The sequence below is a fragment of the Onishia taeanensis genome (genome assembly GCF_013349955.1).
GTDB classification, from domain to species: domain Bacteria; phylum Pseudomonadota; class Gammaproteobacteria; order Pseudomonadales; family Halomonadaceae; genus Onishia; species Onishia taeanensis_B.
The window spans coordinates 86,883-113,355 of the sequence record NZ_JABVXC010000014.1 but is presented as its reverse complement, the minus strand read 5'-3'; the positions used below and the strand labels follow the sequence as shown (position 1 = coordinate 113,355).

Here is a 26,473-nt window from a genome sequence, read left to right as displayed (position 1 = left end):
GTCCGCATTGTCATGACAGCGTCAGCGACAGGTAACCATGTCTTGCGCTAGTGTCTGGTAAAAGACACTGAGCTACGCAAGGAACGCGTATGACACTGGCGATCATCTCGAGCCGGGCGAGCCTCGGCCTCGAGGCCCCGGAAGTGCTGGTTGAAGTGCATCTGGCCAACGGCTTGCCGGGCCTGACTCTGGTCGGCCTGCCGGAGACGGCGGTCAAGGAAAGCCGCGAACGGGTGCGCAGCGCCCTGGTCAATTCCCAGCTCGAGTTTCCCACCACGCGACGCATTACCCTCAATCTGGCGCCTGCCGACCTGCCCAAGGAAGGCGGGCGCTTCGATCTACCGATCGCACTGGGCATCCTGGTAGCCTCCGGCCAGCTCCCCGCCGAATCCCTCACCGACCTGGAATGCTTAGGCGAGCTGGCGCTCGACGGCCGCTTGCGGCCGGTGCCCGGGGTGCTGCCCGTCGCGCTTGCCACGCGGGCGCGTGGCCGCAAGCTGATCGTTCCCCGCGCCAATGCCGACGAGGCAGCGCTGGTGAGCGGTCTCGAGGTATTGCCCGCCGACCATCTGCTCGAAGTCGTCGCGCATCTGGTGAAGCAAACGCCACTGACGCCCCATCGCCTATCGAGTCCACTGCCGCCTGCCGCGGTCAGTGCCGATCTCTCCGAGGTCCGCGGTCAGCATCAGGCGCGCCGAGCCCTCGAGGTGGCGGCTGCCGGCGGGCACAACCTGATGTTTGCGGGACCACCCGGCACCGGCAAGACCATGCTGGCCAGCCGCCTGCCTGGCATTCTGCCTGCGCTTTCCGAGGACGAGGCACTCGAGGTGGCGGCGATTCGCTCGGTGTGCGGGCTTGGCCTGCGCGACAACTGGGGGCAGCGGCCCTTTCGCGCGCCACATCACACGGCGAGCGCCGTGGCGCTGGTGGGCGGTGGTTCGAAACCGCGTCCCGGTGAAATCTCACTTGCCCATCACGGGGTGCTGTTTCTGGATGAACTGCCGGAGTTTTCCCGCCATGTGCTCGAAGTGATGCGCGAGCCCATGGAGTCTGGGCAGATCCATATCGCCAGGGCCAGCCAACAGCGCAGCTACCCGGCCGGATTCCAACTGGTCGCGGCCATGAATCCTTGTCCCTGCGGCTATCTCGGCGACCCGCGGCGGGCCTGCCACTGCACCGCTGCACAGATTCAGCGCTATCAGGGGCGGTTGTCCGGGCCGCTGCTCGATCGTATCGACCTGCAAGTCGAGGTGCCGGCGCTGGCGCCTGAACAACTGACCTCGAGTGAGCCCGGCGAGGACTCGGCCACGGTGCGGGCGCGGGTGATCGCCGCCCGGGCCCGACAGGCCGAGCGCGGTGCCCTCAATACTCATTTGCCGGGGCGCGAACTGGAAGCTGCCTGTGCCCTGGAAGCCGCCGACCGCGCCTGGCTTGCCAGCGTGCTCGAGCGGCTATCGCTCTCGGCGCGTGCCTATCACCGGGTGCTGCGGGTGGCGCTGACGCTTGCCGATCTTGCCGGCGAACCGCGCCCCGGACGAGCCGAGTTGATGGAGGCCATCGGCTTTCGCCAGCTCGACCGGCTGTTGAAGCGGGGCTAAAAAGAGCGGCAGCCAGCGCCACTTCAGGTGGCGGGATCGACTCGGCCGCTGGCAGACGTCTCAGCCGCTGGTCAGCGCCTCTTCCAGCGCGGCCAGACGGCCGGGTGCCAGGGCGTCCTCGACGGCGCTGATACGCAGGATATGGCCAAGTGCCGGGTGGGGCGGTCGGTGGATCAGGCTGCCGGCGGCGAGCAAGTCGCCATGTATCCGGGCGGCGAGCTCGGCATCGGGCAGGCGCACGGCGATGAAGTTGGTGGCGCTGGGCAGTACCTCGGCGCCGAGCTCGCGCAGGTGCGCGGCCAGGCGCTCGCGGCGCGCGATCACGGCGTCGATATGCTCGCGCGTCTCGTCCGGGTGGTCGAGCAGGGTCTCGGCGGCGGCCTCGGCAAGCGACGACACCGCATAGTGGATGCGGACCTTCATCAGCATCTCGAGGGTCTCGGCTTCGGCCAGGGCGTAGCCAATCCGCAGTCCGGCCAGACCGTGGGCCTTGGAGAAGGTACGCACGCGGATCACCCCAGGCAGCACGGCGTGGCGTGCCGCATCAGCGCGGAAGTCGTGATAGGCCTCGTCGAGCAGCAGGGTGCAGCCCTCAGGCAACGCATCGCACAGCGCGGCGATGGCGTCATCGTCGTGCAGGTGTCCACCGGGATTGTCGGGATTGGCCAGATACACCAGCCGTGCGTCTTCGCGGGTGGCGGCATCGGCCAGGGCGTCCAAATCAGGGGCGAGCAGGCCGGGCGCTTCCCGATAGTGGGTCTCGATGATGCGGCAGCCCTGGCCGGCGGCGAAGTAGCCGAAGGTGGGGTAGCTGCCGGCGCTGGTCACCACCGTGGTGCCGGCGGGCGCCACGGCGCGCAGCGCAAGCGCCAGCAGGCTGTCGGCGCCGGCATCGACCAGCAGGTTGTCCAGCTCGACATCGAGCGCTTCAGCGAGTCGTGTGCGCACGCCCATGGCGCCTGCGTCGCCGTAGCCGCGGGCCAGCTCGCACAGCGCCGTGCCGAAGCGGGCCTCGAGCGCCCGGTGCGGCATGTCCAGGCCCTCGTTGGAGCCCAGGCGGTGGGGGATCTCACGGCCCAGGCGGCGCTCCAGCGCCTTGATCCCCGGGAAGGGGTTGGCGGGGCCGTCGCGGTAGAGGTGGTCGGCGAAGCGGGGCATGCGGGCTCTCCTTTCAGGCGGTGTGACGATTGTGGCGCCAGAGGAGGAGCGACTCAACTGTGCAGGCCAGGGCAGTGAGGCTGGCTTCGCTAGTCCGTTTGAGCGTGTGAAAGCTCAAGGGCTAGAGCGCGGTGGTGTCGAAGGCGCCGCTTACCATCCGCTGCCAGCGGAGCTCGTCATCACCTGGGTGGCGCAGCGCCAGGGTCAGCCGGTAGGGCAGCAGGTCACGGTCCGAGAGGGTCAGCCTGGGGCCATCGGGTTCGAGTCGGCTTTCCAGCAGCCAGAGATTGGCGTTATCGCTTTCGCGTGTGCTTTCGGGCGCGGTCATGCTCGGCATCCAGTCGAGTACCTGCGGGCCCTGGGGGGCGGCCAACAGGGCGCGCGACAGGCTCTCGCCAAAACGCGCCGGGGTAATGCCGAGGCTGGCGTCGACCTCAGGCTCGCCCAGCAGCAGCACGATATCCTGCTCTGCACTGGAATCGGCCTGCGACCAGGCCGGCTGGGCCAGGACCAGTGCGGCGGCACGATCGCTAAGCCCCAGTAGCGCCTGTCGCAGAGTCGGAGGCCCCTCGGGCGTGCTGGCGCAGCCGCTTACCAGCCAGAGTATGGCCAGCATCGTCAGGCAAGCTTTCTGGGTGGGGCCGGTGAGGTAGCTCATACCGAGGGTTCCTGGGTCATGGCGGGGCGCGTCTCGAACTGACCCAGAAAGGTTTCTAGCTCGGCGAACATGCTTTGACGGATTTCCTCGGCTTCATTGACCAGATGATGACGCGCTTCGGGGTGGCGGTGGACGACGGCGCGAGGAAACTTGCCGCGCAGCACCTCGAGGTTCCACTGCCAGTCGACGGTCAGGTCCTGCTCGCCCTGCAGGATCAGCACGGGCAGCTCGCTGGGGGGCAGCGCCAGCAGGCGCGGCATCCAGCGGCGCATGGCGTTGATCCAGCTTACCGGCAGGCGATCGGGTTGCAGGGGATCGCTCTCCTTGAGGAAGGTGGTGAAGTCGCTGTCGGTGGAGTTGGGGTTGAAGCGCCTGGGCAGGCTGCGCAGGAAAGGGCCGGCAAGTAGGTGCAGCCAGCTCGACTGCGACCAGCCGAAGGGCCGGACCAGCGGCGCCAGCAGGGCAAGCCCTGCCCAGTGACTATCGGGCCCCTGGCGCAGGGCGTCGGTGGCAAGAATCGCCGCGCCGGTGCTCTGGCCGATGCCGATCCAGGGCTTGGGCGCCAGGCCGCGATGGGAGAGGTGGTCCTGCAATGCTCGCAAGCATAGCCCGTAGTCGTCGAAATCCTCGATGGTGGCCCGAGGGCCGCTGGACAGGCCATGGCCGGGCAGGTCCCACATCACGACGCGCCAGCCGCGCTCGAGCAGCAGGGCCAGCAGGTGGCGATAGAGGCCTAGATGGTCGAAGTAGCCATGCACCACGAAGGCCGTGCCCTTGGGTTCGGCGGGGCTCCATACCTGGGCCCAGAGGCGAAAGTTTCCGGCCTCGATAAAGCCCACATGCAGGCCGACCTGGTCGGCGAGCAGCGGCGACAGCTGGTAATGCTCGAGATATCGGCCGAGGGTCCCGGCATGGGGTGGTCCACCGGGCGCACCAGTGCGTTCCATCGGCCCAAGCGCCTGCAGTGATGCGAAGTCGGTCATCAATCTCTCCCTAGTGCTCACATGCTAGCGCTAGCGGGGGGCACAAGCCATATTTGTAAACGACGGTTCTCATCATTTGGTCGAGGAATTGACGACGGCCGACGAAATATGGGATAGCATCAGCTCGAGAATATTCTGGAATTAATTTCCACAAACTGCCCTGCGTGCCAACGAGAGGGCACTCGCTGTGGCGAGTCTGGCCGGTTGGTCAGCGTGCATCAGGAGATCCCCATGGTTGAACGAGTTACCCGCCACCGCCTTCAGGTGGCTCGCGAGCTGGATAGCTTCCTCACCGATCAGGCCCTGCCGGGCACCGGCATCGATGCCGAGGCCTTCTGGGCCGGCGTTGATGCCCTCTTTGCTGATTTGACACCGCGCAACCGGGAATTGCTCGCCGAGCGCGAGCGCCTGCAGCAGAAGCTGGATGCCTGGCATCGGGAACACCCCGGCCCGGTGAGTGACATGCCAGCCTACCGCGCCTTCCTTGAGGAGATCGGCTATCTGGTCGACGCGCCGAAGACCGTCAGCGCCACTACCGCCAATACCGACCGCGAGATCGCCGTTCAGGCCGGTCCGCAGCTGGTGGTGCCGGTCAGCAACGCCCGCTATGCCCTGAACGCGGCCAATGCACGCTGGGGCAGCCTGTACGACGCGCTCTACGGTACCGATGCGATCAGCGAAGACGATGGTGCCGAGAAGGGTACCAGCTACAACCCCAAGCGTGGCGCCAAGGTGGTGGCTTACGCACGTGGCGTGCTCGACCGTGCCGTGCCGCTGGCCACCGGTTCGCATCGCGATGCCGTCGGCTATTCGCTGCGCGATGGTCATCTGCTGGTGCGTCTCGAGGGCGGCCGTGAGACCGGGCTCAAGGATCCCGGCAAGTTGATCGGTTATCAGGGCGAGGCGAGTGCGCCAACCGCCATCCTGATGGCCAATCATGGTTTGCACCTGGAACTGCAGTTCGACAGCAGCCACCCGATCGGCAAGACCGACCCGGCCGGGGTCAAGGACCTGGTGGTCGAGGCTGCCCTGAGCACCATCATGGACTGCGAAGACTCCGTGGCTGCGGTGGATGCCGAGGACAAGGTCGGTGTCTATCGCAACTGGCTGGGACTGATGCGTGGCGATCTCGAAGAACAGATCGAAAAGGGCGGCAAGACCGTCACTCGTCGCCTCAACGCCGATCGCGACTATCTGACGCCTGACGGCTCCACGCTGAGCCTGCATGGCCGCTCGCTGATGCTGGTACGCAACGTCGGCCACCTGATGACCACGCCGGCAATTCTTGACGCCGATGGTAACGAGGTGCCGGAAGGCATACTCGACGCCGTGGTCACCGGCCTGCTGGCGCTGCACGACCTGAAGAAGGCCGACGGAGCGCCGCGCAACTCGCGTCGCGGCTCGGTCTACATCGTCAAGCCGAAGATGCACGGCCCGGACGAGGTGGCTTTCGCAAGCGAGCTGTTCTCCCGCGTCGAGGACCTGCTGGGCATGCAGCGGGACACCCTGAAAATGGGCATCATGGACGAGGAGCGCCGCACCTCGGCCAACCTCAAGGCCTGCATCCACGAAGCCGCGTCACGGGTCGCCTTCATCAATACCGGCTTCCTGGATCGCACCGGCGACGAGATGCACACGGCCATGGAAGCCGGGCCGATGATTCGCAAGGGTGACATGAAAGGCAGCAAGTGGATCGGCGCCTACGAGCACAACAATGTGCAGATCGGTCTGGCCTGCGGGTTGCGTGGCCGGGCTCAGATCGGCAAGGGCATGTGGGCGATGCCGGACCGCATGGCTGCCATGCTCGAGCAGAAGGTCGGTCACCCCAAGGCCGGCGCCAACACCGCCTGGGTACCGTCGCCCACCGCCGCGGTGCTGCACGCCCTGCACTATCACCAGATCGACGTGAACGCTGTCCAGCGTGAGCTGGAAGACAAGGGTGAAGCCGATCTTCTCGATGATCTGCTGACCGTGCCGGTGGCCGAGACGCCTGACTGGTCCGACGAGGACATTCAGCAGGAGCTCGATAATAACTGTCAGGGCATCCTCGGCTACGTGGTGCGCTGGGTCGAGCACGGTACCGGCTGTTCCAAGGTGCCGGATATCCACAACGTCGGCCTGATGGAGGACCGCGCCACCCTGCGGATTTCCAGCCAGCATATCGCCAACTGGCTGCACCACGGCGTGGTGAGTCCGGACCGCGTTCAGGAGACTCTCGAGCGCATGGCGCGAGTCGTCGACGAGCAGAATGCCGGCGACCCGGACTACACGGCGATGAGCGCCGACTTCGCTGCCTCCAGCGCCTTCCAGGCCGCTTGTGACCTGGTGTTCAAGGGCCGGGTACAGCCGGCGGGCTATACCGAGCCGCTGTTGCACCACTGGCGGGCAGTGCACAAGGCGGGCCGAGCTACGCCCGGAGCTTGAAGTCATAAGCTGGAAGTCGGAAGAAAAGTCAAAAGCGAAAACCGGTTATTGGGTTTTGTGGTGGTGGTTGGATCTTGGCTTCCAGCTTCCAGCTTCCAGCTCTCTGGGCTATCTTGACGGCGGCGCCATTGTTCCCGTCGATGCTGCGCCACCCGTCGAACAGCCATACAGGGAGAGCCCGATGACCGTGATGTCCGCCGCCGCCATCGAAGAATTTCTCGACGAGGCCTTTCCCCATCGCCAGGGCACCATCGAGGGCGTCGATGAGATGCGCGCCACCATGAGCCTCGCCATCGAGGACGAGCATCTGCGTCCCGGCGCCAGCGTGTCCGGGCCGAGCATCATGGGGCTCGCCGATGTCTGTCTGTATGTGGCGATTCTGGCCCAGATCGGTCCCGAAGCGATGGCCGTGACTACCGACTTCAACTGCCACTTCCTGCGCCGTGCCCGGGGCGATCGCGACCTGATCGCCAACGCGCGAATCGTCAAGCTGGGCCGGCGCCTGGCAGTCGGCGAAGTGGAGCTCTACTCCGCCGGCGACGAGCAGCCGGTAGCCATCGTCACCTCGACCTATTCACTGCCCGACGGCGACTGAGTCTTGAACGCCCCGTCGCTAAGCCTAAGCCCGCCAGGCGCTGACGCCCAGCGTCAGCCAGCCGAGGATCAGCAAGAAGCCGCCAAACGGGGTGATCAAACCGAGCAGCGTCACGCCGCTGAGTGCCAGCGCATACAGTGAGCCCGAAAACAGCAGGATGCCCAGCGCCCACAGCCGGATCACCGTCAGTTGCCCGGGGCGAGGCAGGCTTGACCGCCAGGCCAGCACGCCGAGTATCGCCAGGGTGTGCCAGGCCTGGTAGCGAACGCCGGTTTCGAAGGCTGCCAGCAGCTTGGGGGCCAGGGTGTCGCCCAGGGCATGGGCGCCGAAGGCCCCGGCCATTACCGTCAGCGCGCCGCTGCCGGCGGCCGTCATCCACCATCGCCTGTCTTGCATGCTGCTCTCCTGTTCGACTTGCTTATTCAGCTTGGGGTCATGGGGCCGCGCGGTTGCAGTTGGCGCCGATGCCGGGATTACCGTACCCGGAGCGCCGCGAACAGGCTACAATATGGGCCCTTTAACCAGCCTGTTGAGAGGATGCCATGCAGATCCAGCTCAATGGTGATGCCAAGCAATTGGCGAGCGAGACCACCGTCGGCGAGTTGATCCTGGCCCTGGACTTGGCCGGTCGCCGGATCGCCGTCGAGGTCAACGAGGAGATCGTGCCCCGCAGCCAGCATGCGGCGACCCGGCTCGGCGAGGGCGATCGCGTCGAAATCGTGCATGCCATCGGCGGCGGCTAGCCGGCGCTTTCACCGCCTGCCAGTCACATTCGAGGAGACCAGATGTCTGAACGTATCGAAGATCAACCGCTGACGATTGCCGGTCGCGAGTTCGGCTCCCGCCTGCTGGTCGGCACCGGCAAGTACCGCGACTTCGACGAAGCGTCCCGGGCGATTGCGGCCAGCGCCGCCGAGATCGTCACCTTCGCGGTGCGTCGCACCAACTTGGGGCAGGACGCCGATGCAACCAATCTGCTCGATGTGATCCCGCCGAGCCGCTATACCCTGCTGCCCAACACCGCCGGCTGCTACACGGCGCGCGATGCGGTGCGTACCTGCAAGCTCGCCCGCGAGCTGCTCGATGGCCACAATCTGGTCAAGCTCGAAGTGCTCGGCGATGACGGCACCCTCTACCCCAACGTGGTCGAGACCCTGAAGGCCGCCGAGGAACTGTTGGCCGACGGTTTCGACGTCATGGTTTATACCAGCGACGACCCCATCGTCGCCCGCGAACTCGAACGCATGGGCTGTGCGGCGATCATGCCGCTGGGCTCGCTGATCGGTTCCGGCCACGGCATCCAGAACCCGCACAATCTGCGCCTGATCGTTGAGCAGAGCCTGGTGCCGGTGCTGGTGGATGCCGGCATCGGCACCGCCTCGGACGCGGCCCTGGCCATGGAGCTTGGCTGCGACGCCGTGCTGATGAATTCGGCGATCGCCCATGCCCGTGATCCCGAGCGTATGGCCAATGCCATGCGTCAGGCTGTGGAAGCGGGTCGCGAGGCCTTTCTGGCCGGTCGCATGCCACGCCGACAGAGCGCCGAGCCGTCCTCGCCCTTCGCCGGGCGCATCAACGGCTGACCACCACCGTTGACTGACGACCGCCTTACTTATGACTAACGGATACCCGACCGCCGCCGTATGAACGACGACCGCACCCCGACGCCCGACACTGCAGCCGCCCAGGCGGATGATGCCGACCCTGTCGCCGATAACGCTGCTCGTGCAACCCAAGATGCTTCTGTGCAAGAGCCGGCAACGCAAGACGAGTCCGCGCCCCTGCATCGCCGCGGCATCAAGAGCTACGTGCTGCGAGCCGGGCGCATGACCCAGGCCCAGACTCGCGGCCTCGAAGAGGTCTGGCCGCGCCTCGGCCTGACGCTGGATGATGGCCCACAGGACCCGGCGACCCTGTTCGGGCGCCAGGCACCACTGGTGGTGGAGATCGGCTTTGGCATGGGCGGCTCCCTGATCGAGCAGGCCGAGCGCCACCCCGAGACGGACTTCATCGGTATCGAGGTTCACGCCCCGGGCGTGGGCAAGCTGCTGGATGAGGCCGACAAGCGTGGGCTCACCAACCTGCGGGTCTACCGCGAGGATGCTCTGCGGGTACTCGACGAGTGCCTGCCCGAAGCGAGCCTGGATCGCCTGCAGCTATTCTTCCCCGACCCCTGGCCGAAGAAGAAGCACCACAAGCGCCGCATCGTCCAGCCGGCCTTCGTCGAGCTGGTGCGCGGTTGCCTGAAGCCCGGCGGGACCCTGCATATGGCCACCGACTGGGAAGCCTATGCCGAGTGGATGGCGGAGGTGATGGCGCAAGCGCCCGGCTATCGCAACACCGCCCCCGCCGAGAGTGCGCCCTATGTGCCGCGACCCGACTTCCGGCCGTTGACCAAGTTCGAGGCCCGCGGCGAACGGCTTGGCCACGGCGTCTGGGACCTGATCTTCGCTCGCGAGGCCTGAGCCTCGCCCACTGGCTGGGCCTTGATTTGAGGGAGCTGAGGGATCTCTTGGCGAGCGCGTTCGCCATCGAGGTCGCCACCACCCTGGGCCCTCCAGTGGGAGGTCTCCATGCCGGCTTGATAGGGCGTCTGGTTCGCCGCCCGATCCAATGTGCGTGGGGCTTTGCCTGGGCGTGAGCCCAACGCCATCAGCACGCCCACGGTGGCCACCGCCATGCCCAGCCAGCCAAGCTGCCCTGGCAGCTCATCGAAGAGCACGGCGGTGAAGCCAAGGGTCACGGCCGGGGTCAGATAGATCAGTGTCGATAGCCGCGCCACCCCCAGGCGTCCTAGCCCCGCCACGAAGAAACCGTAGCCGCCGAAGGTGGCGAGCCCTACCAGCCACGCCATGACGGTGAGCGTCTCGGCATCCATCGTCGGCGGCGTCATTGGGCTGCCAGCGGCCAGCGCCGCGGCGAAGAACACCAGCGTTGCGGCCATGAGCTGGGCGGTCAGACGCGCCATCAGCGGCAGCTTCACTTTTGGCGTCGAGGTCATGACGCTGCCAAGCGTTACCGCCGCGACTGCCAGCACTGGCAGGGCATAGGCCCAGGCCGGAGCTCCGCCGACCCCTTGCACGTCATCCATCACACATAGCCCGGCGCCCAAAGTGGCCACGCCCATGCCGATCCAGCGGCCGCGACCGTTGACTTCCCCCAGCCACAGGCCGGCCAGGCCGGCGGCGGCCAGCGGTTGCAGTGCACCCACCAGCGAAGCCACGCCGGCACTGACACCCTGTTGGACGGCCACCAGCATGGCCAGCAGATAAAGCCCCACGGTCAGGCTGCCAATCGCCGCTTCCCGCCCAAGTGGGTACCAAGCCAGCTGCTTGCGCAGGCCCTGCGGTCCCACCTGTGCGGCCCAGATCAGGGCGGCGATCAGCGTCGCCAGAGCGAAGCGCCAGGCGTAGAGGGAAAGCACCGGGGAGTCGACGGCAACCGCGAGGCGGCTGCCAACGAAGCCACTGCTCCAGCAGAGTACGAAGCCCGCTGCAATGGACAGTGTCCCGAGTGGTAGACGGTGGGGGAATCCAGGTGTCGATGAGTGCAGTTGCATGATGTCTCCTTGCGCATCATCACATCCCAGGTGTTCAGCGGTCGTCGGCGATGATGGCGCGGCCATTCTCGGGCGACTAGGGTGTTAAGAGAATCGATTAAATTTGTAGTGAGCCTTCAATATGTCTGAAGTCATGACCAGCGCCCTGGATCTTGAGTCGCTGCGCAGTTTCATGGCCGTCGCACAGCTTGGCACCCTGGCGGCAGCTGCCGAGCAGCGGCATCGCACGGTCAGTGCGATTAGTATGCAAATCAAGCGCTTGGAAGAGCGTCTGGCAACACGGCTGCTGATCCGTAGTGCCCGGGGCATGACGCTGACGCCCGCCGGCGAGTCGCTGATGCGTGAGGCCCGCGCCCTGCTGTCTCAGCATGATCGGCTGCTGGCACGTTTTACCGGCCGAGGGCTTTCCGGCAGGGTGCGCTTCGGTATGCCGGAAGACTTTGCCCGCGAGCTGGTGGGCCAGATACTGCCCGAGTTCATGGCCCAACATCCGGACGTACTGCTCGAGGCGGTGACGGCAACCAGTGGTGAGCTGGCTAGACGGCTCGAGCGTGGCGAGCTGACCCTGGCACTGCTGCTCGATCGCTCGCATCGTTTCGAAGGCGGCCAGCCGCTGTGGCGAACGTCACCGGTCTGGGCTGCGGCGCGGGAGTACGTACTCGATCCGGCCCAGCCTCTGCCCTTGGGCCTGCATCCGGTGGATTGTCCGTACCGGGCGATCGGGGTCGAGGCGCTGGAGGCCGAGGAGCGTGCCTGGTACGCAGTTTTCACCAGCACCAGCGTTCATGCGCTGGAGACAGCGGTAGAGGCGGGGCTATCGATCAGCGTGCTCGACCGGGAGCGGCTGACGCCGGCGATGCGCGAGCTGGGGCCGGCGGATGGCCTGCCGGCGCTGACCGGAGGCGAGGCGCAGCTACATCTAGGCAAACGGATGTCGGCGGCCTCGAAGCCCGCGGTGGATGCCCTGGCCGCCCTGCTGCACGAGCGGCTTTATCAGCGCGGCCTGTGGCGGGAACGGGGCGCTCGCTGAGGTATCGAGAAAAGGCGTGGCGGTCTAGGCCGGATGAAACGGTCGGGTTTGACGGAGGACAAGGCGAGCCACATCAGTTCCCGGCACAATGCCCTTATTGTCTTGAAAGACAGGCAAAAAAAGCCGCCCGGGAGGGCGGCATTAAGACCGTGACTAGCTTGATGAGGAGAAACCATGGCAGGGAACCTGACATTCTCTGCATGGTCAGTGGCACTTGGCGAGCGCCACACGTGAAATATAAGCATTCTCATTTGAGTGGTCAAGCGAAACGAGAATATTTTTCAAAAAGGGCCTTGCCGCCAGGTCTTGTGCCAAGGTTCTTATCCGCTTCTTCACCAGGAGGTGTCCGTGCCCCGCGTTGCCGTGTTCAGTGCTCAGCCCTACGACCGTCGTTTCTTCACCGAGGCGTGCGCCGGTCGCGATATCGACCTTCAGTTTCACGAGGTGACCCTGACGCCGGAAAGTGCGGTGTTGGCTCAGGGCGCCGACGGGGTCTGCGCCTTCGTCAACGACCGGCTGGATGCCGAGGTGCTGGAAGCGCTGGCGGCGTTCGGCGTGCGTTTCATTGCCATGCGCTGCGCCGGTTTCAACAACGTGGACCTGGCGGCCGCCGAGCGTCTGGGCCTCGCGGTGGCGCGGGTACCGGCCTATTCACCGGAAGCCGTGGCCGAGCATGCCTTGGCGCTGTTGCTGACGCTCAACCGTCGCACCCACCGCGCCTTCAATCGGGTGCGCGAGGGCAACTTCATGCTCGAGGGCTGCTGGGCATGACGCTTGCCGGCAAGACGGTAGGCCTGATTGGTACCGGACGCATTGGCCTTGCCACGGCGCGTATCTTCCGCGGCTTCGGCTGTCGGCTGCTGGGCGAGGACCGTTATCCGAACGAGACCTTCCAGGCGCTGGATGGGGAGTACGTGTCTCGGGAGCGGCTATTGGCGGAAAGCGATGTGATCAGCCTGCATTGCCCGCTCAATGATGACACCCGCTATCTGATCGATGAGCAGGCGCTTTCCCGGCTCAAGCCTGGGGCGATGTTGATCAATACCTCCCGGGGTGGGCTGGTCGATACCCGGGCCGCGATCGCAGCGCTCAAGACGCGGCGTCTAGGGGGCCTGGCCATTGACGTCTACGAGCAGGAAACGTCGCTGTTCTTTCGTGACCACTCCGGCGACATCATCGATGACGATGTTTTCCAGCGCCTGACCACCTTCCCCAATGTGCTGATCACCGGCCATCAGGGTTTCTTCACTGCCGAGGCGCTCACCGAGATCGCCGAAGTGACGCTTGCCAATATCGATGCCCTGAGCCGCGGTTTGCCCTGTGCCAACCGAGTGACCCAGGAAGGATAAAACGGCGACTCGGGGCAGGGCGAGCATGGCTGGCTAGCCAATCACCAGGCCCAGCCACAGCGGCAGGGTCAGCATGGCGAGCAGGGTCTGGGCGGTGATCAGCGCCGCCATCAATTCGGCATCGCCACCCAGCTGGCGGGCGAGTATATAGGCCGAGGTGGCCGTGGGCAGTGCGGCGAACAGCAGCGCCACGTCGCGACTGATGGGGGGCAGGCTCAGCAGCAGGGCGAGGCTCAGCACCAGCGCCGGCATCAGTGCGAGCTTGATGGCCGTGGCGGCCCAGACGCCGGCCGAGAGCCGCAGCAGTACCTGAGGGCGCAGGGCGACCCCCACTGCCACCAGGCCGAGCGGCAGGGCGGCCCGGCCCAGCAGGCTGACCGCCGCTTCGCTCCAGCCTGGCAGCCCGATGCCGCTAAGGTTGAGCGCGATGCCCGCCAGGCAGGCAAGTATCAGCGGATTGCGCGCCAGGGCGGCGAAGCTCTTGCCCAGACTAGAGGGCCCGAGCGTGCCGGCGGCAACGAAGGCGGCAACGCACAGCACATTGACCACCGGCACCATCAGCGCCACCGCCACGGCGGCCACCGTGGCGCCGGCGTTGCCGTGCAGGGCGGCAGCCCCGGCCACGCCGACATAGGTGTTGAAGCGCAGTGCCCCCTGGAAGGCGGAAGTAAAGGCCGGCTGGCTCAGCGACAGCCAGCCTCGGCCCAGCCATAGCAGCAGCGCGAAGACGAGCATCGCCCCCAGCAGCACAAGCGCAAGGCGCACCACCGGCACCGAATCGACCTCAGCGGTGGCCAGGGTCGCCACCAGCATGGCGGGGAACAGCAGGTGATAGATGACGCCCTCGAGGCGCGTCCAGAAGTCGCCGCCGGGCCATCGTGCAACGCCCAGCAGCGCGCCCGTCAGAATCAGCAGGAATAACGGTCCGAGTGCCTGTTCGACGCTGGTCATGGCGTCTCCTCATCCTTGTGGCCGCCCTGCGACATTCCCGCTCAGGGCATCAACGGCAAATGCTGATAAGCTTACTCTTTTAGACATGCCTTGGGAGTGCTGCTTTCGCCGCCATGAACTCTTCCCCTCATGCTCAGGACGATGATGCGCCGCGTTCACCCCTGCTTAACCTGCTGATCATGGTCACGCTGGCCACCGTGGTGGTGGCCTGTTGGTATCTGCTGGACTACTACCTGCGAGACAGCCAGAGCGACGTGACCTGGTATCCACCGTCGGGCGCCTGCGATCTGCACGAAGGGCCTTGCGAAGCCAATCTTGGCCTTGGTGGGCGGCTGGTATTTGGCGTCGGCAACGACCTGGTTCCGATGAAGACCCTACCGCTTACCGTGGCCCTGGAAGGCCTCGACGCCAAGGCGGTTACCGTGGAATTCGTGGGACGCAACATGCCCATGGGGCTGCATCGCTTCCCGCTGAAAAAGGTCGGGCCGGGCACCTTCGTGGGAGAAGGACAGATCGGCTTTTGTACCGAGAAGGTGATGCCCTGGCGCGCCCAGGTGGTGGTCGAGAGCGATAAGGCGCGCCGCGGCAGCTGGTTCGATTTCGAGGTGGCCAGGCGACACTGACGGCATAACAGGCAAGGCATGGGCGCTTGAGTGATGTGATATTGCGTCGCTGACCGATTGGCAGCAGCAGGCGAGGGAGAAAGCTCAGCTGTCGGGTGCGGCGCTAGCGGGCTTGCCGAGAAGTTGCCGAACGATTTTTACCAACCCCGTCAATTGCTTGCCGGCCCGGCTATCGTGCTGGGGTTGCGGCTGCCAGAGACTTTCTGCATAGCCCCACCAGTCCCAGCAGCCCAGCGGGTTGGCCAGGCTGGCGCTCGCCTGAGGGTAGAGCACTACCAGGTCATGATGACTGGCCCAGTGGTTGAGGCCGGTATCGCGCACGAAGGCCTTGCCAATCTCGGCGGCATTCATGCTGCAGCCGTGCAGGGCAACGACGAGGCGGCAGGTCTTACCGGTTTCGCAGGCTTGCGGCACATAGAGATAGCCCTGTTCGGCCAGATCGTCATCGAAGGCTGTTTGGTCGAAGGTCAACAACCGCCCGGTTGATGGCGTGGGCGGGGCTGCTTCTTTACTATCTTCGCTCGTCTCACTATTTGCACCTTCTGCACCTTCTGCACCTTCTGCACCTTCTGCACCTTCTGCACCTTCTGCACCTTCTGCACCTTCCTGGCCTATCTCGGCATACAGCCAGCCAAGCGCCTCGCCGGCCCCGTCGAGGCCGCAGTCCAGCAAGTAGGGCGCGCCACCTTCCCGACAGTCGACGAGCTCGGCCGAATCAGCCAGGACGCTGCTGTCCACCGGCCAGCCGTGTCCGGCGCCGTCCTGGTACACCACCTTGAGCTGCGATTCGGGAGCGGCCAGCCAGTCGCGGTACTGCTCGGCGAGCATCTCGCCCAGAGCGGGCTCCACGGTGGTGTCGGCGCTGCCATGCCAGAGGTAAACCCGCTGATCGGCAAGCGCCTCGGCTTCGCCGACCAATCCCTGAGTGCGGTAGTCCGACAGGCGCGCTTGCAACGCATCGCGCTCAGGTAGGCCGCGGAGAATCGACATGCACTGGCCCAGGGCACGACTCAGCTCGCCCTGAGCACAGCCCCATGGGCCAGCGGCAAACACGGCGAGGCCCTGGAAAAGCTCGGGGTAGGCGACGGCAAGTTGGGTGGCCATGTAGCCACCGGAGGAGACGCCCATCACACTGATGGTGCTGGGGTCGAGGATCAGATCAGGAAGCGCGGGCGGGGTATCGTCAGACGCCAGCGCTGGGCCCGCCAGGCCCAGCGCCAGAACGGCAGTGAAGCATGCCGTCTTCATCCTGACATCAGGAGTCGTCGGCTTGGTCCGCATCCGGATTGAGGTCAAGCAGCTCGACCTTGAAGGTCAGCATTTCGTTGGGACCGATGGGGCCCTGGCCACTGCTGCCATAGGCGAGATCAGCGGGGATGTAGACCATCCAGGTATCGCCAACGCTCATCATCTTCAGGGCTTCTTGCCATCCCGGGATGACCTGACCGACCTGGAAGCTGACCGGTTCACCGCGCTCATAAGAGCTGTCGAAAACGGTGCCGTCGAGCAACTTGCCTTCGTAGTGCACCTTGACGGTGTCACCGGCACTCGGGGTGGCGCCGTCACCGGCTTCCAGCACCTTGTACTGCAGGCCGGAGTCAGTCGTAGTGACCCCTTCTTTATCCGCGTTTTCGGCGAGGAATTTCTGGCCGGCTTCGAGGTTGGCGTTAGCCTCGGCCTTGGCGGTTTCCTGACGCTTGGCCATGGCCTGCTGCTGGAACTGCTGCAGAGACTTTGCCATTGCCTCTTCGCTCATGGCGAGATCATCGCCAGCGTAGACATCTTCGAGGGCCTGAGTGAAGGACTCGAGGTCGAGATCCTCAACGTCTTGGACCAGGCTCTGACCCAGGGTCACACCCAGGCTATAGCCGAGCTTGGCTTCGTCGGTCTCGGGGGCAGCCAGCGCATAGGGCGCTGCTGCGGTCAGCAGAGCGCCAATCGTGGCGGCTTTAACCAATGTCTTCATGAAGGGTCCTTGCAATCTTTTTGGGATGGATACGCAACCCCTCGGACTCTAGCAAGCCTGATCGGGTTCCGCATCCAGTCGAATTGTCATGCAGTCGCGATCGTATCACCCGATCAGACCACCCGCGCATCCCGTCCGCTATGCCGCTTTCTCAATCACCCTCTAAACCACTCTTTAAACCACGAGGGTCGGGCAGTGGGCCTGACTGGCCACCCGCTGGGAAACGCTGCCGAGGAAGGAGGCGCTCTTTTCGCCCCCGGCGCCTTGGGAGCCAATCACGATCAGGTCGACCTGACGCTTCTTGGCGAAGCGCACGATGGTACTGGATGGGCGGCCGCCCTTGACGAAGGCGCGCACTTCGGTAGCTCCCATCTTGAGCGCCCGATTCTTGGCATCCACCGCGATCTCGGAGGCATATTCCTTGAGCGCATCGTCAGGCAGGTCCAATTTGGCCGGGCGCACCATCGACAGCGATGCCTCGATCAGACTGTGGTGCTTGAACACGCTCAGGACGTAGAGCTCGGCGTCGGTAAGCTTGGCCAACTCTACCGCTCTGAACAGTGCCTCGAGGGCGCCCCTCGAGCCGTCTACGGGGACTAGAATTTTCTTGAACATGGCGTCATTCCCTCCGTCAGGGTCAATCGGCGAAGGCAATATCGCGCAGGAACAGGGCGATCTGCGGGAACATGATCAGCAGAGCCGCCGCCAGGATCAGAATCAGGATGAACGGGGGCGTCCCCTTAATGACATCCAGATAAGGCCGTTTGAAGATGGCGATGGCCGTGAAAATGTCGCAGCCGAAGGGCGGCGTCGCCGAGCCGATGGCCACCTGCAGCGTGATCAGGATGCCTACCAGCACCGGGTCGAGGCCCGTGCTTTCGATTGCCGGGGCGAAGATCGGCGTCAGCACCAGAATCACCACGATGGGGTCGACGAACATGCAGGCCACGAAAAAGGCTACGCAGATGGCGATCAACACCCCGGTTGGACCGGCCTCGTTGATGCCGACCGACTCAAGGATCGCCTGCGGAATCTGCGCAAAGGAGATGATCCATGAGAAGCCGTTGCCGACGCCGACCAGAATGAACACCACCGCGGTGATCAGGCCGGTAGACTTGGCGATGGTGTAGATGTCGTACATCTTCAGCGAGCGGAAGATCACGAATTCCAGCAGGATGGCGTAGAGCACGCAGGCCGCCGCCGCTTCTGTGGGGCTGAAAATACCGCCATAGATGCCGCCGACGATGATCACCGGGAAGCCGAGTGGCCAAAGCGCCTGCTGAACGGCCGTCATGCGTTCGCGCCAGGTGGCGCGTGGCTCGGTGGGCACGCCCTTGATGACCGCGTAGAGCACGCAATACATCGAGAACATCAGCAGAATCAAGAGCCCTGGGCCGATACCGGCGATGAACAGCTCACCGATCGAGGTGCCCGAGATGACGCCGTAAATGATCATGCCGATGCTCGGTGGGATCAAGAAGGCAATGTCACTGGCATTGATGATCAGCGCCAGGGTAAAGGAGTCCGAGTACCCGGCCTTGAGCATCTTGGGACGCAGCGGCGAACCAACCGCCACTACCGTAGCCTGGGTCGAGCCCGAGACAGCGCCGAACAGGGTACAAGAGGCAGCGGTGCTAACCGCCAGTCCACCTTTGATATGGCCGATGAAGGACATGACCATGGCGATCAGCCGGTTCGCCGACTGTCCCCGGGTCATGATGTCGGCGGCCAGGATGAACATCGGCACGGCAATCAGCGAAGCCGGACGGATTCCCGCCAGCATCTGCTGGATGAAGGTTTCCATCTGCCCGAAACCGTTGAACATCATGAAGAAACCGATGACGGCCGCGGTAATCAGCGGAATCATCATCGGGAAGCCCAGCAATAGCAGGGCTATCATGGTCGATACCATTATTGTCGTCATCGCGCGCTCCTGCGAGTTAGCCCTGTGTCAGACTTCCGTTTCCGTATCTTTATAACCGTCCACCACCGAGGTCGAGAGGTAGACGTCTCGCGTGCGGAAGTTCTTGATGCCGGTCAGGAGATACTGGATGCCGGTAATCAGAAAGCCGATCGGGACCCAGATATAGATAATGAAGATCGGAAAGCCAAGGGCGGGCAGGATGCGCCCCTTGCTGTACAGATCCACAATATAAAGTACCGAATAGTAGAGCAGGAAAAACATCACCAGCGATGTGAAGAACGAGATACCGATCATCAGCGCCTTGCGGCCACCCACGGGCAGGGCGTCATAGATCGCCGACATGCGGATATGCCGACCATGGCGCGCGGCATAACCGATGCCCGCGAAGGTGATCATGATGATCAGGATTCGATTGATTTCGCCGGAGAAGAAAATACTTTCACCGAACACGAAGCGACCAACGACGTTGGCCACGGTGTTGATTGCCATCAACAGCACGCCGATGGCCAGAATCACGGCCTCCAAACGGCTGATGGCGGTATCGATCAGCCCCAGTACCCCGGGAAGCCCGGAGGTATAGGCTCTTTCTTCCTCGTCGGACATGCACACACTCCCTTGAACGGGTTCCCCGAATCTAGGCTCCCTCGCTGTCAGGCTACAAGAAACCCGACAACCAATGGCGGCCCGATCTCAACGCTGGGTGTACGTTGGGGAATCGGCAACGAAAAAGGGGGCAGCCGTGGCCGCCCCCTGGCGTAGTAGCGAGAGCCGTTACTCTCCGGTCACGGCTTTCAGGTCGGCATTGAACTGATCCAGCAGTTTCTTACCGCTGTCGCCGGTCATGTCGATGAAGGCTTTCTCGACTTGCGGAGCACGCTCCTTGAAGGCCTGCATTTCTTCCTCGGTGAGGCGGGTCACGGTCACGTCATCGGAGGCTGCCTGAATCTTCTCGAGAGATTCCTCGGCGAGGCCCTGGATGTGCTCCATGGTCTTGGCGTAGGCCGCATCGGTAGCGTCCTGCACCAGTGCCTTGTCTTCCTCGGATAGGCCCTCGTAGAAGTCCTGGTTGGCCATCATGGCGGTCGTGAACCAGCCGTGACGGGTGAAGGTCAGGTTCGGGGAAACCTCATACAGGCCGCCGGACTCGATCCAGAAGATCGGGTTTTCCTGGCCGTCGATGATGCCGGTTTGCAGCGCGCCATAGACTTCGCCCCAGGGCAGCGGGGTCGGCGTGGCGCCGAAGGCGTTGTAGGTTTCCGACAGCAGCGGGTTGGTCATCACGCGGATCTTCTTGTTGTCGAAGTCCGCCGGCGTGTGAATCGGCTCGTTGGCGGTGACCACCATCTCGCCTTCCGGGTACATTTGTAGAAGCTCGAGACCCTGCTCGGCATAGAGCTTGGGGAACATCTCGTTGATGGCCTTGCTCTCGTCGAAGAACTCGAGCACGTCCTGCATGTCGGTCGGCATCAGATATGGGATGAAGAAGATCTGTGCTTCGGGGATCAGTGAGCCGGTGAAACCGGGCGACTGATTGACGAATTGCAGGATGCCGTTCTGCGTCTGCTCCATGATGTCGTCGGATTCGCCGAGTTCACCGAAGCGATAGATTTGCAGGGTGTTATCGGAGTTGGCCTCGATGTAATCCTTGAAGGCTACGGCGAAAACGTCCTGAACGTCGCCCTCATATTCCTCATGCGCATAGCGCCAGTTGTCGGCGAAGGACGCCGTGGACAGCCCCATCATCAGAGCACCCACACTGGCAGTGGTCAGCAGTTTTTGCACCTTCATTATTGTCATCCCCTTAGCCACATTGGGCATTGGATTGGCCGCGAGACTCGACCGCAAACTTTTACCCGTAAAACGGCGAATTTAATAAGGTCTTTCTACTCAAACACTAGTCCGACGGACTTGGGGGGTCAAGACGCGCCTGCAGGATATGCAGGGCACGGAGATCAGAAAATGTCGGCGTTGCCAGCCAGATACTCAGGCGTCTGGCCAGATGAGGATCCTCATTGCCCAGGGGACGAATGCCTTGCCCTGTGCTGGCCAGTGCTTGCAGTCGTGTCAGCGCCTCGCGCTCGGCGAGCAGTTCGGCATGCTTGATCGTTTCCCGCAGCTCGGCGATGGCCGGGTTGGCGAGTGCTTGCTCCTTGAGCGCCCGGCGCTGGCGCCTCAAGGGAGCAGTGATCTGCTCTTGCCAGGCGCTCACCTCGGCCCAGAGCGGATGGGCGGCGTCGGCGAGCGCTTCCTCGGGCGTTAGGCCATGAGTGTCGAGCCAGCAGGCCCACAGCAGGGCGTTGACGTCCAGGCCCGCGCCGTCCTGAAGGCGCAGACAGGCGGCCTCGATACCGGGGCGGGCGTAGAAGGTCAGCGCGAAGTCCCATAGCGAGCGCCGCCAGGCTGGCGGTGTCTGATCATCGCCAATTGGGCCCCGCAAGTGTCGGCGCAATTCGGTAGAATCCATGTTCATCGTGTCGTCGCCGCCTGAGGGGGTTGACCGGAGGGTGGGGCGCGAACTTTTTGATACTCCGGAGTCAGGCATGATTGCACTGCGTCAACTCAGTCTGCAACGCGGGACCCAGACGCTGGTCGAGGATGCCGACCTGACCCTGCACGACGGCCACAAGGCCGGCATCGTGGGCGCCAACGGCGCCGGCAAGTCGAGCCTGTTCAAGCTGCTGCTCGGCGAGTTGGCCCCCGACAAGGGGCAGCTCGAGATGTCCGGCGGTCAGCGCATCGCCCACATGGATCAGGAAATCGAGGCACTGGACGGGGCCATCGTCGATTACGTGTTGGATGGCGATCAGGAACTGCGTGCCACCGAGCAGGCCCTGGCCGCCGCTCAGGCAAATGGCGATAGCCACCGCGAGGCTGAACTGCATGGCGCCATCGAGGCGCTGGATGGCTACAGCGCTCGGGCGCGGGCCTCGCAGCTACTGGTCGGCCTGGGGTTCGATCAGGGCGATCTCGAGCGTCCGCTGTCGGACTTTTCGGGTGGCTGGCGGATGCGCGTGAATCTGGCGCGCACCCTGTTCATGCCCTCTGACCTGCTGCTGCTCGATGAGCCGACCAACCACCTGGACCTCGATGCCCTGTTGTGGCTCGAACAGTGGCTCAGCCGCTACCCCGGCACGCTGCTGCTGATTTCTCACGACCGGGACTTCCTGGATGCGGTCTGCGATCACATCGTGCACTTCTACCAGCAGCGACTGACCCTGTATCGCGGCAACTACTCGACCTTCGAGCGCACCCGCGCCGAAAAGCTCGCCCAGCAGCAGGCCGAGGCCGCCAAGCTGCAGGCCCGGCGCGCGGAGATCGAGCGCTTCGTGGCGCGTTTTCGTGCCCAGGCCACCAAGGCTCGTCAGGCGCAGAGCCGCCTGAAGATGCTCGAGCGCATGGGCACCGTCGCCCAGGCGCATGTGGATTCGCCCTTTCACTTCACGCTGCCCTCGGCCGACAAGACCTCGCATCCGCTGCTGGTGCTCGATGAGGCCAGGCTCGGCTATGCGAGCGAGGAGGGTGAGCGGGTCCAGCTCGATGACGTCAAGCTGACCCTGCTGCCCGGGCAGCGCATCGGCTTGCTGGGCCCCAACGGCGCCGGCAAGTCGACCCTGATCAAGTCGCTGACCGGCGAGCTTGCGCCCCTGGCGGGCAAGCGGGTCGCCGGCGAGCACCTGGCCATTGGCTACTTCGCCCAGCATCAGCTCGAAGGGCTTGATCTGGGGGCCACGCCCTTCCTGCACGTGCAGCGGCTTTCGCCGACCGCCAGCGACCAAGCGATTCGCAACTTTCTCGGCGGTTTCGGTTTTCGCGGCGATGATATCTTCGCCCAGGTCGGCAGCTTCTCCGGGGGGGAGAAAGCGCGCCTGGCGCTGTCGCTGGTGGCCTGGCAGAAGCCTAACCTGCTGTTGCTCGATGAGCCCACCAACCACCTGGATCTCGAGATGCGCGAAGCGCTGACCGAGGCCTTGGCAGGCTTCGAGGGCACGGTGATCATCGTGTCTCACGATCGTCACCTGCTGCGGGCCACCGTGGATGAGTTCTGGCGCGTCGCCGATCATCGCGTGACGCCCTTCGATGGCGATCTCGAGGACTATCGCGCCTGGCTCAAGCAGCGTCTCGAAGCGTCGCGCCGAGAGGCCCGGGCCGACAAGGCCGAGGATAGCGCCGCCAGGGCGGCCTCGAGCGGCGTGCAGAAGGATGACCGCAAGGCCCAGCGTCGCGCCGCGGCGGAACTGCGTGAGAAGCTGCGCCCGCTCAAGCGCGAGTGCGACAAGGCCGAAAAGGAGCTCAACCAGGTCGTCGAGGCGCTCACTGCACTGGAGGCAGAGCTCGCCGATGCCGAGCTCTATACCGATCCGGCGCGCAAGGATGAGCTGGCCAAGAAGCTGGCTCGCCAGGCCGAGCTGACCAGCCGTCAGGAGCGCCTGGAAGAGCGCTGGATGGAAGCCGCAGAGGTCATGGAAGCCGAAGAGCAGGCGCTGCTGGCCGAGGACTGAATAGGCGAGGAGCCGCCTGCTGTCGTTGGCCTCAGCTTTCCAGCAGGAAGGTCACCGGGCCGTCGTTGGTGAACTCGACCTGCATGTCGGCGCCGAACTCTCCGCAGGCGACATTCGACCAGCGGGCACGGGCCGCATCGACCAGGTACTGATAAAGGCGCTTGCCCTCGGCGGGAGGTGCGGCGCTGGAGAAGCTGGGCCGCAGGCCCTTGCGGGTATCGGCGGCCAGGGTGAACTGGGACACCAGCAGCAGGCCGCCCTCGACCTGCTGAAGGTTGAGGTTCATCTTGTCATCGGCGTCACCGAAGACCCGGTAGTGCAGCAGCTTGTGCAGCAGCTTGTCGGCCCGCGCTTCGTCGTCGTCGCGCTCGACGCCGACCAGCACCGCAAGGCCCTGGCCGATGCTACCGGTCTCTCGTCCCGCCACGCTGACACGGGCGTGGCTGACGCGCTGAATCAAGGCTCTCATGGCGGCTTCCCCTGGCTGAATGAAAGGGGCCAGCCTAGCATGGAGGCGTCTCAGCGCCCCAGCAGGGCGTCGCGGAAGTCATCTCCCAGCGGTTTGTCGCCGAGCCAGATGCCGAACAGGGCGTTGGCCAGGGTCAGATCGTTAGCCGCGAAGACTCTTTCGCCGTTGAGCGCCAGACTCAGGGTCTTGCCGTCCCAGCTCAGCATATAGCGGTCTCCCGGGTCGACGTCGCGATACTGGCGACTGAAGGCCTCGACTCGCTGGCGAATCTGCTGGTAGGCATCGTCGCTCATGCTGTCGCGCAGGGTGTCCTCGGTGGCCTTGGCGAAGTCCTCGGCCGTGATGGCGTGGAAGTACTCGAGCTCCAGGCGCCTCGGCACGTCTGACTGAGGTGCCGGTTCGGGCTCGTCGCTGGCCTGGTAGTAGGCGCCGGCGTAGGCATCCCACATCAGGTAGCGAAACATGCCGCTGCCGATCAGCCGGTAGGACTGCCCCTGCTGCTCGATCCGGGTAGGAAAGGTTGCCCCTTCTACTTCGACCTGATCCTGAGCGAGAGCGCTCGGGGCGATAAACACGGTCAGGAGCCAGGCGATCAGCGGAATGAGTCGCGTCAGGGGCAGGTGCATGCATCTTTCTCCGGCAGCGTAGGGATACAAAGAGGAAAACTCATCGGGCCTCATTAAGGACACGTTGGCCGGAGAAAGGTTCGCCAAGCGTTACCAGGCGCGACAGACCATGACATCGCAGTGGGTTTCTGCCAGCAGTCGCTCGCTGAGATGGCCCCGGGCTTGCCAGTCGCCGCGGCTGCCCAGCGCCAACAGATCAGGGGCGCGGCGGCGCAGGCGGTTCATCAGCACCGTTTCGGGGTTGCCCTGTTCGAGTTCCAGCTCCAATTCCGGCACGTCGTCGAGGGTGGCCATCAGGGTCTCGACCTCGGCCTGCAGCTGGCGGCGCAACTGGCGCACGCGGGTATCGCGCCACTGGGCATAGTTCGGCGTCGAGCCAAGCTCTCGCTCGCCGGGCAACTCCCAGGCATGCAGCAGGGTCAGGTGCGCGGCGGGAAAGCGCCTGAGGGTCTCGCGCAGCGCGTTGCGACAGGTCAGCGAAAAGTCCACCGGCACCAGGATATCGCGCCAGGTCTGGGTCGGTGGATGGCTGATTGAGACCACCGGGCAAGGCGCTCCTCGCAGTACGCGCGCCAGAGTGGTGCCGGCGACCAGGTCAGGCTGGCCCCGCTTGCGATGGGCGCCCATCACGATCATCTCGACCTCGCGCTCGTGCGCTTCGCGAATGATCTCGGCATAGGGCGCGCCGGTCACCGTCTGGATCAGACATTCCGGCGCTGGGAGCGCATAATCCTCGCGGATGTCGGTGAGCATGCGCTCCATGTCGGCGATCACTGCCTGCTCAAGGTCATGCAGGGCCGTATGTGGCAGGTAGGGATCGAGGACGTGAAGGACATCGAGTCTGGCACCGGTCTCCAGCGCCAGGCGGATGGCCCGGCCGAAGGCGGCACGGTTCTCGGCGGACAGGTCACAGGCGAACAGCAGGGTGCGGGTCATGGTTTCCCTCCCTCTCGTCTCGCGCATCAGCCGGCGCGGAGCAGGCAGCTTACAGCATGGTGGCAGTTGCCGATGCCTGCAAGGTGGATCATGACGGCGGCATCCTGTCAGGCCAGGTCAAGCCTCACACCGGCCATTTACGCTAGTCTCTTATGCCAGCCCCTTACACAGGAGGCTTTCGGAGGCTTTCGCATCACCCTCTCGCAGCAGCCTCAATCAGTATTCGTCGCCTCGTCCTGGCCTTACCACCAGGCATGGAAGTGATGTACCGGTCCGCGGCCCTTGCCGACCTGCAGGCGGTGACTGGCTTCCAGTGCGGCATGCAGCCAGCGCTTGGCGTCGTCGATGGCTTCCACGATGTCAGCCTGGGAGGCATCGACCGGCAGGCGCGATAGCTTGGCCGCAATCGCCGAGGACAACGCACAGCCGGTGCCGTGCAGGTTGTCGGTGGCCACCCGCGGAGCTGGCAGCCAGGCGCTATCGGTGGGCGTGGCCAGCAGGTCCGGGCAGGCGGCACCGGCGAGATGGCCCCCCTTGAGCAGCACATAGGGTGCCTTGAGCGCCTGCAGGCCGGGCAGCATCGTCTCCATGGCGTCGGGAGTCGTGGGCACCTCGCCACCCAGCAGAACTGCAGCCTCGGGCAAGTTGGGGGTGATCACGTCGGCCAGTGGCACCAGCACCTCGCGCACCGCCCGGATGCCCTCGGCATCGACCAGGATATCGCCGCTCTTGGCCACCATGACCGGGTCGAGCACGATCCAGCGGGGGCGTCGCTTGAGCAGGGCATCGTGTATCGTTTCGGCCACCTCGCGACTGGCCACCATGCCGATCTTGACCGCATCGATGCGGACGTCATCGAGCAGGTTGTCGAGCTGCTGACGGATGACATCGGCAGGCACCGGGTGAACCATCGCCACGCCGCGGGTATTCTGGGCGATCACCGCGGTGATGACATTGGTGGCGTAGGTGCCGAGCGCCGAGAGCGTCTTGATATCGCCCTGCAGGCCGGCGCCACCCGAGGGATCGGAGCCGGCGATGGTCAGGGTATGGGGAATGCGAGGAGAGAGGGACATCGTGGCATCGTCTCGTAGCCGGAAAACGCCGCTCAGCATACGCCAGTCGCGG

The 26,473-nt window shown here is 64.6% G+C and carries 28 protein-coding genes; 11 read left to right on the top strand and 17 right to left on the bottom strand.

What is annotated here, in order from left to right:
- The first annotated feature begins 89 nt into the window (after positions 1 to 89).
- Positions 90 to 1,598: a YifB family Mg chelatase-like AAA ATPase gene (locus HUS66_RS15205; RefSeq protein ID WP_175072018.1), complete on the top strand. Its 1,509-nt coding sequence runs from the start codon at positions 90 to 92 to the stop codon at positions 1,596 to 1,598.
- 60 nt (positions 1,599 to 1,658) lie between these two features.
- On the opposite strand, the gene HUS66_RS15200 is transcribed toward HUS66_RS15205, so the two are convergent.
- The 3 genes from HUS66_RS15200 to HUS66_RS15190 form a co-directional block, all read right to left on the bottom strand.
- The gene (locus HUS66_RS15200; protein ID WP_175072016.1) at positions 1,659 to 2,756 is read right to left on the bottom strand and encodes an aminotransferase class I/II-fold pyridoxal phosphate-dependent enzyme; all 1,098 of its coding nucleotides are present in this window, start codon (positions 2,754 to 2,756) and stop codon (positions 1,659 to 1,661) included.
- 121 nt (positions 2,757 to 2,877) lie between these two features.
- Positions 2,878 to 3,414, bottom strand: a complete 537-nt coding sequence (locus HUS66_RS15195) for a hypothetical protein (protein WP_175072015.1) — start codon at positions 3,412 to 3,414, stop codon at positions 2,878 to 2,880.
- On the bottom strand, positions 3,411 to 4,397 hold the full coding sequence (locus HUS66_RS15190) for an alpha/beta hydrolase (protein WP_175072013.1): 987 nt from the start codon (positions 4,395 to 4,397) through the stop codon (positions 3,411 to 3,413). The genes HUS66_RS15195 and HUS66_RS15190 overlap by 4 nt, the downstream gene beginning before the upstream one ends.
- Before the next feature lie 231 nt (positions 4,398 to 4,628).
- Between HUS66_RS15190 and HUS66_RS15185 the strand changes: the two genes are divergently transcribed.
- Both HUS66_RS15185 and HUS66_RS15180 read left to right on the top strand, forming a co-directional pair.
- Positions 4,629 to 6,821 carry a malate synthase G gene (locus HUS66_RS15185; RefSeq protein WP_175072011.1) on the top strand — a complete coding sequence of 731 codons (2,193 nt, stop codon included), beginning with the start codon at positions 4,629 to 4,631 and terminating at the stop codon, positions 6,819 to 6,821.
- Positions 6,822 to 7,002: 181 nt separating this feature from the next.
- A complete protein-coding gene (locus HUS66_RS15180; RefSeq protein ID WP_175072009.1) occupies positions 7,003 to 7,416 on the top strand; it encodes a PaaI family thioesterase in 414 nt (137 codons plus the stop codon).
- A gap of 24 nt (positions 7,417 to 7,440) precedes the next feature.
- On the opposite strand, the gene HUS66_RS15175 is transcribed toward HUS66_RS15180, so the two are convergent.
- On the bottom strand, positions 7,441 to 7,812 hold the full coding sequence (locus HUS66_RS15175) for a DUF423 domain-containing protein (protein ID WP_175072008.1): 372 nt from the start codon (positions 7,810 to 7,812) through the stop codon (positions 7,441 to 7,443).
- 146 nt (positions 7,813 to 7,958) lie between these two features.
- Here HUS66_RS15175 and thiS point away from each other — a divergent pair, with 146 nt between their 5' ends.
- From thiS to trmB, 3 genes are read left to right on the top strand one after another with little or no spacing between them, the layout of a single operon-like run.
- Entirely contained in the window at positions 7,959 to 8,159 is a 201-nt protein-coding gene (thiS, locus tag HUS66_RS15170) for a sulfur carrier protein ThiS (protein WP_175072006.1), read from the top strand.
- Between the two features lie 42 nt (positions 8,160 to 8,201).
- Positions 8,202 to 8,999 carry a thiazole synthase gene (locus tag HUS66_RS15165; RefSeq protein ID WP_175072004.1) on the top strand — a complete coding sequence of 266 codons (798 nt, stop codon included), beginning with the start codon at positions 8,202 to 8,204 and terminating at the stop codon, positions 8,997 to 8,999.
- A gap of 60 nt (positions 9,000 to 9,059) precedes the next feature.
- On the top strand, positions 9,060 to 9,881 hold the full coding sequence (gene trmB, locus HUS66_RS15160; protein ID WP_175072002.1) for a tRNA (guanosine(46)-N7)-methyltransferase TrmB: 822 nt from the start codon (positions 9,060 to 9,062) through the stop codon (positions 9,879 to 9,881).
- Here trmB and HUS66_RS15155 read toward each other — a convergent pair.
- Positions 9,779 to 10,975, bottom strand: a complete 1,197-nt coding sequence (locus tag HUS66_RS15155; protein WP_254628855.1) for a DMT family transporter — start codon at positions 10,973 to 10,975, stop codon at positions 9,779 to 9,781. The two genes, trmB and HUS66_RS15155, sit on opposite strands and share 103 nt — an antisense overlap.
- A 121-nt stretch (positions 10,976 to 11,096) precedes the next feature.
- Between HUS66_RS15155 and HUS66_RS15150 the strand changes: the two genes are divergently transcribed.
- The 3 genes from HUS66_RS15150 to HUS66_RS18035 all read left to right on the top strand — a co-directional run bounded on the left by HUS66_RS15150 (position 11,097) and on the right by HUS66_RS18035 (position 13,354).
- On the top strand, positions 11,097 to 12,005 hold the full coding sequence (locus tag HUS66_RS15150; protein ID WP_175071998.1) for a LysR substrate-binding domain-containing protein: 909 nt from the start codon (positions 11,097 to 11,099) through the stop codon (positions 12,003 to 12,005).
- Positions 12,006 to 12,353: 348 nt separating this feature from the next.
- Positions 12,354 to 12,776: a hypothetical protein gene (locus HUS66_RS18040; protein ID WP_340162767.1), complete on the top strand. Its 423-nt coding sequence runs from the start codon at positions 12,354 to 12,356 to the stop codon at positions 12,774 to 12,776.
- The gene (locus HUS66_RS18035; protein ID WP_340162766.1) at positions 12,773 to 13,354 is read left to right on the top strand and encodes an NAD(P)-dependent oxidoreductase; all 582 of its coding nucleotides are present in this window, start codon (positions 12,773 to 12,775) and stop codon (positions 13,352 to 13,354) included. Before HUS66_RS18040 ends, HUS66_RS18035 begins: the two co-directional genes overlap by 4 nt.
- 33 nt (positions 13,355 to 13,387) lie before the next feature.
- Here HUS66_RS18035 and HUS66_RS15140 read toward each other — a convergent pair whose 3' ends face one another.
- Complete coding sequence (locus tag HUS66_RS15140; protein ID WP_175071996.1) at positions 13,388 to 14,305, bottom strand: AEC family transporter; 918 nt, start codon at positions 14,303 to 14,305, stop codon at positions 13,388 to 13,390.
- A gap of 113 nt (positions 14,306 to 14,418) precedes the next feature.
- Here HUS66_RS15140 and HUS66_RS15135 point away from each other — a divergent pair, with 113 nt between their 5' ends.
- Positions 14,419 to 14,928: a hypothetical protein gene (locus HUS66_RS15135; protein ID WP_175071994.1), complete on the top strand. Its 510-nt coding sequence runs from the start codon at positions 14,419 to 14,421 to the stop codon at positions 14,926 to 14,928.
- 84 nt (positions 14,929 to 15,012) lie between these two features.
- On the opposite strand, the gene HUS66_RS15130 is transcribed toward HUS66_RS15135, so the two are convergent.
- The 7 genes from HUS66_RS15130 to HUS66_RS15100 all read right to left on the bottom strand — a co-directional run bounded on the left by HUS66_RS15130 (position 15,013) and on the right by HUS66_RS15100 (position 21,288).
- Positions 15,013 to 16,176, bottom strand: coding sequence for a prolyl oligopeptidase family serine peptidase (locus HUS66_RS15130; RefSeq protein ID WP_175071992.1), 1,164 nt, complete (start codon positions 16,174 to 16,176; stop codon positions 15,013 to 15,015).
- Between the two features lie 7 nt (positions 16,177 to 16,183).
- Positions 16,184 to 16,894, bottom strand: a complete 711-nt coding sequence (locus HUS66_RS15125) for an FKBP-type peptidyl-prolyl cis-trans isomerase (RefSeq protein WP_175071989.1) — start codon at positions 16,892 to 16,894, stop codon at positions 16,184 to 16,186.
- A gap of 174 nt (positions 16,895 to 17,068) precedes the next feature.
- On the bottom strand, positions 17,069 to 17,509 hold the full coding sequence (locus tag HUS66_RS15120; protein ID WP_175071988.1) for a universal stress protein: 441 nt from the start codon (positions 17,507 to 17,509) through the stop codon (positions 17,069 to 17,071).
- A gap of 22 nt (positions 17,510 to 17,531) precedes the next feature.
- Positions 17,532 to 18,818, bottom strand: a complete 1,287-nt coding sequence (locus tag HUS66_RS15115; protein ID WP_175071986.1) for a TRAP transporter large permease — start codon at positions 18,816 to 18,818, stop codon at positions 17,532 to 17,534.
- A 27-nt stretch (positions 18,819 to 18,845) separates the two neighbouring features.
- Positions 18,846 to 19,421 carry a TRAP transporter small permease gene (locus tag HUS66_RS15110; protein ID WP_175071984.1) on the bottom strand — a complete coding sequence of 192 codons (576 nt, stop codon included), beginning with the start codon at positions 19,419 to 19,421 and terminating at the stop codon, positions 18,846 to 18,848.
- Positions 19,422 to 19,589: 168 nt separating this feature from the next.
- A complete protein-coding gene (gene dctP / locus HUS66_RS15105; protein WP_175071982.1) occupies positions 19,590 to 20,606 on the bottom strand; it encodes a TRAP transporter substrate-binding protein DctP in 1,017 nt (338 codons plus the stop codon).
- 106 nt (positions 20,607 to 20,712) lie between these two features.
- Complete coding sequence (locus HUS66_RS15100) at positions 20,713 to 21,288, bottom strand: TIGR02444 family protein (RefSeq protein WP_254628854.1); 576 nt, start codon at positions 21,286 to 21,288, stop codon at positions 20,713 to 20,715.
- Between the two features lie 70 nt (positions 21,289 to 21,358).
- Here HUS66_RS15100 and HUS66_RS15095 point away from each other — a divergent pair, with 70 nt between their 5' ends.
- A complete protein-coding gene (locus HUS66_RS15095; protein WP_175071980.1) occupies positions 21,359 to 23,317 on the top strand; it encodes an ABC-F family ATP-binding cassette domain-containing protein in 1,959 nt (652 codons plus the stop codon).
- Positions 23,318 to 23,348: 31 nt separating this feature from the next.
- Here HUS66_RS15095 and dtd read toward each other — a convergent pair whose 3' ends face one another.
- The 4 genes from dtd to thiD all read right to left on the bottom strand — a co-directional run bounded on the left by dtd (position 23,349) and on the right by thiD (position 26,421).
- Positions 23,349 to 23,786 carry a D-aminoacyl-tRNA deacylase gene (dtd, locus tag HUS66_RS15090; RefSeq protein WP_175071977.1) on the bottom strand — a complete coding sequence of 146 codons (438 nt, stop codon included), beginning with the start codon at positions 23,784 to 23,786 and terminating at the stop codon, positions 23,349 to 23,351.
- Positions 23,787 to 23,836: 50 nt separating this feature from the next.
- On the bottom strand, positions 23,837 to 24,412 hold the full coding sequence (locus HUS66_RS15085; protein ID WP_175071975.1) for a chalcone isomerase family protein: 576 nt from the start codon (positions 24,410 to 24,412) through the stop codon (positions 23,837 to 23,839).
- Between the two features lie 90 nt (positions 24,413 to 24,502).
- The gene (locus tag HUS66_RS15080; protein WP_175071973.1) at positions 24,503 to 25,348 is read right to left on the bottom strand and encodes a universal stress protein; all 846 of its coding nucleotides are present in this window, start codon (positions 25,346 to 25,348) and stop codon (positions 24,503 to 24,505) included.
- A 242-nt stretch (positions 25,349 to 25,590) separates the two neighbouring features.
- Positions 25,591 to 26,421: a bifunctional hydroxymethylpyrimidine kinase/phosphomethylpyrimidine kinase gene (gene thiD / locus HUS66_RS15075; protein WP_175071971.1), complete on the bottom strand. Its 831-nt coding sequence runs from the start codon at positions 26,419 to 26,421 to the stop codon at positions 25,591 to 25,593.
- Between the last annotated feature and the right edge of the window lie 52 nt (positions 26,422 to 26,473).

Coding starts and splice junctions, on each gene's coding strand:
- HUS66_RS15095 (WP_175071980.1), top strand. CDS start 21,359: ATGATTGCACTGCGTCAACTCAGTCTGCAACGCGGGACCCAGACGCTG.
- thiD (WP_175071971.1), bottom strand. CDS start 26,421: ATGTCCCTCTCTCCTCGCATTCCCCATACCCTGACCATCGCCGGCTCC.
- HUS66_RS15100 (WP_254628854.1), bottom strand. CDS start 21,288: ATGAACATGGATTCTACCGAATTGCGCCGACACTTGCGGGGCCCAATT.
- HUS66_RS15175 (WP_175072008.1), bottom strand. CDS start 7,812: ATGCAAGACAGGCGATGGTGGATGACGGCCGCCGGCAGCGGCGCGCTG.
- HUS66_RS15135 (WP_175071994.1), top strand. CDS start 14,419: ATGAACTCTTCCCCTCATGCTCAGGACGATGATGCGCCGCGTTCACCC.
- HUS66_RS15195 (WP_175072015.1), bottom strand. CDS start 3,414: ATGAGCTACCTCACCGGCCCCACCCAGAAAGCTTGCCTGACGATGCTG.
- HUS66_RS15080 (WP_175071973.1), bottom strand. CDS start 25,348: ATGACCCGCACCCTGCTGTTCGCCTGTGACCTGTCCGCCGAGAACCGT.
- HUS66_RS15140 (WP_175071996.1), bottom strand. CDS start 14,305: ATGACCAGCGTCGAACAGGCACTCGGACCGTTATTCCTGCTGATTCTG.
- HUS66_RS15180 (WP_175072009.1), top strand. CDS start 7,003: ATGACCGTGATGTCCGCCGCCGCCATCGAAGAATTTCTCGACGAGGCC.
- HUS66_RS15115 (WP_175071986.1), bottom strand. CDS start 18,818: ATGACGACAATAATGGTATCGACCATGATAGCCCTGCTATTGCTGGGC.
- HUS66_RS15150 (WP_175071998.1), top strand. CDS start 11,097: ATGTCTGAAGTCATGACCAGCGCCCTGGATCTTGAGTCGCTGCGCAGT.
- HUS66_RS15125 (WP_175071989.1), bottom strand. CDS start 16,894: ATGAAGACATTGGTTAAAGCCGCCACGATTGGCGCTCTGCTGACCGCA.
- HUS66_RS15200 (WP_175072016.1), bottom strand. CDS start 2,756: ATGCCCCGCTTCGCCGACCACCTCTACCGCGACGGCCCCGCCAACCCC.
- HUS66_RS15120 (WP_175071988.1), bottom strand. CDS start 17,509: ATGTTCAAGAAAATTCTAGTCCCCGTAGACGGCTCGAGGGGCGCCCTC.
- trmB (WP_175072002.1), top strand. CDS start 9,060: ATGAACGACGACCGCACCCCGACGCCCGACACTGCAGCCGCCCAGGCG.
- HUS66_RS15130 (WP_175071992.1), bottom strand. CDS start 16,176: ATGAAGACGGCATGCTTCACTGCCGTTCTGGCGCTGGGCCTGGCGGGC.
- HUS66_RS15185 (WP_175072011.1), top strand. CDS start 4,629: ATGGTTGAACGAGTTACCCGCCACCGCCTTCAGGTGGCTCGCGAGCTG.
- HUS66_RS15205 (WP_175072018.1), top strand. CDS start 90: ATGACACTGGCGATCATCTCGAGCCGGGCGAGCCTCGGCCTCGAGGCC.
- dctP (WP_175071982.1), bottom strand. CDS start 20,606: ATGAAGGTGCAAAAACTGCTGACCACTGCCAGTGTGGGTGCTCTGATG.
- HUS66_RS15165 (WP_175072004.1), top strand. CDS start 8,202: ATGTCTGAACGTATCGAAGATCAACCGCTGACGATTGCCGGTCGCGAG.
- HUS66_RS15110 (WP_175071984.1), bottom strand. CDS start 19,421: ATGTCCGACGAGGAAGAAAGAGCCTATACCTCCGGGCTTCCCGGGGTA.
- HUS66_RS15085 (WP_175071975.1), bottom strand. CDS start 24,412: ATGCACCTGCCCCTGACGCGACTCATTCCGCTGATCGCCTGGCTCCTG.
- HUS66_RS15155 (WP_254628855.1), bottom strand. CDS start 10,975: ATGCAACTGCACTCATCGACACCTGGATTCCCCCACCGTCTACCACTC.
- HUS66_RS15190 (WP_175072013.1), bottom strand. CDS start 4,397: ATGACCGACTTCGCATCACTGCAGGCGCTTGGGCCGATGGAACGCACT.
- HUS66_RS18035 (WP_340162766.1), top strand. CDS start 12,773: ATGACGCTTGCCGGCAAGACGGTAGGCCTGATTGGTACCGGACGCATT.
- thiS (WP_175072006.1), top strand. CDS start 7,959: ATGCAGATCCAGCTCAATGGTGATGCCAAGCAATTGGCGAGCGAGACC.
- dtd (WP_175071977.1), bottom strand. CDS start 23,786: ATGAGAGCCTTGATTCAGCGCGTCAGCCACGCCCGTGTCAGCGTGGCG.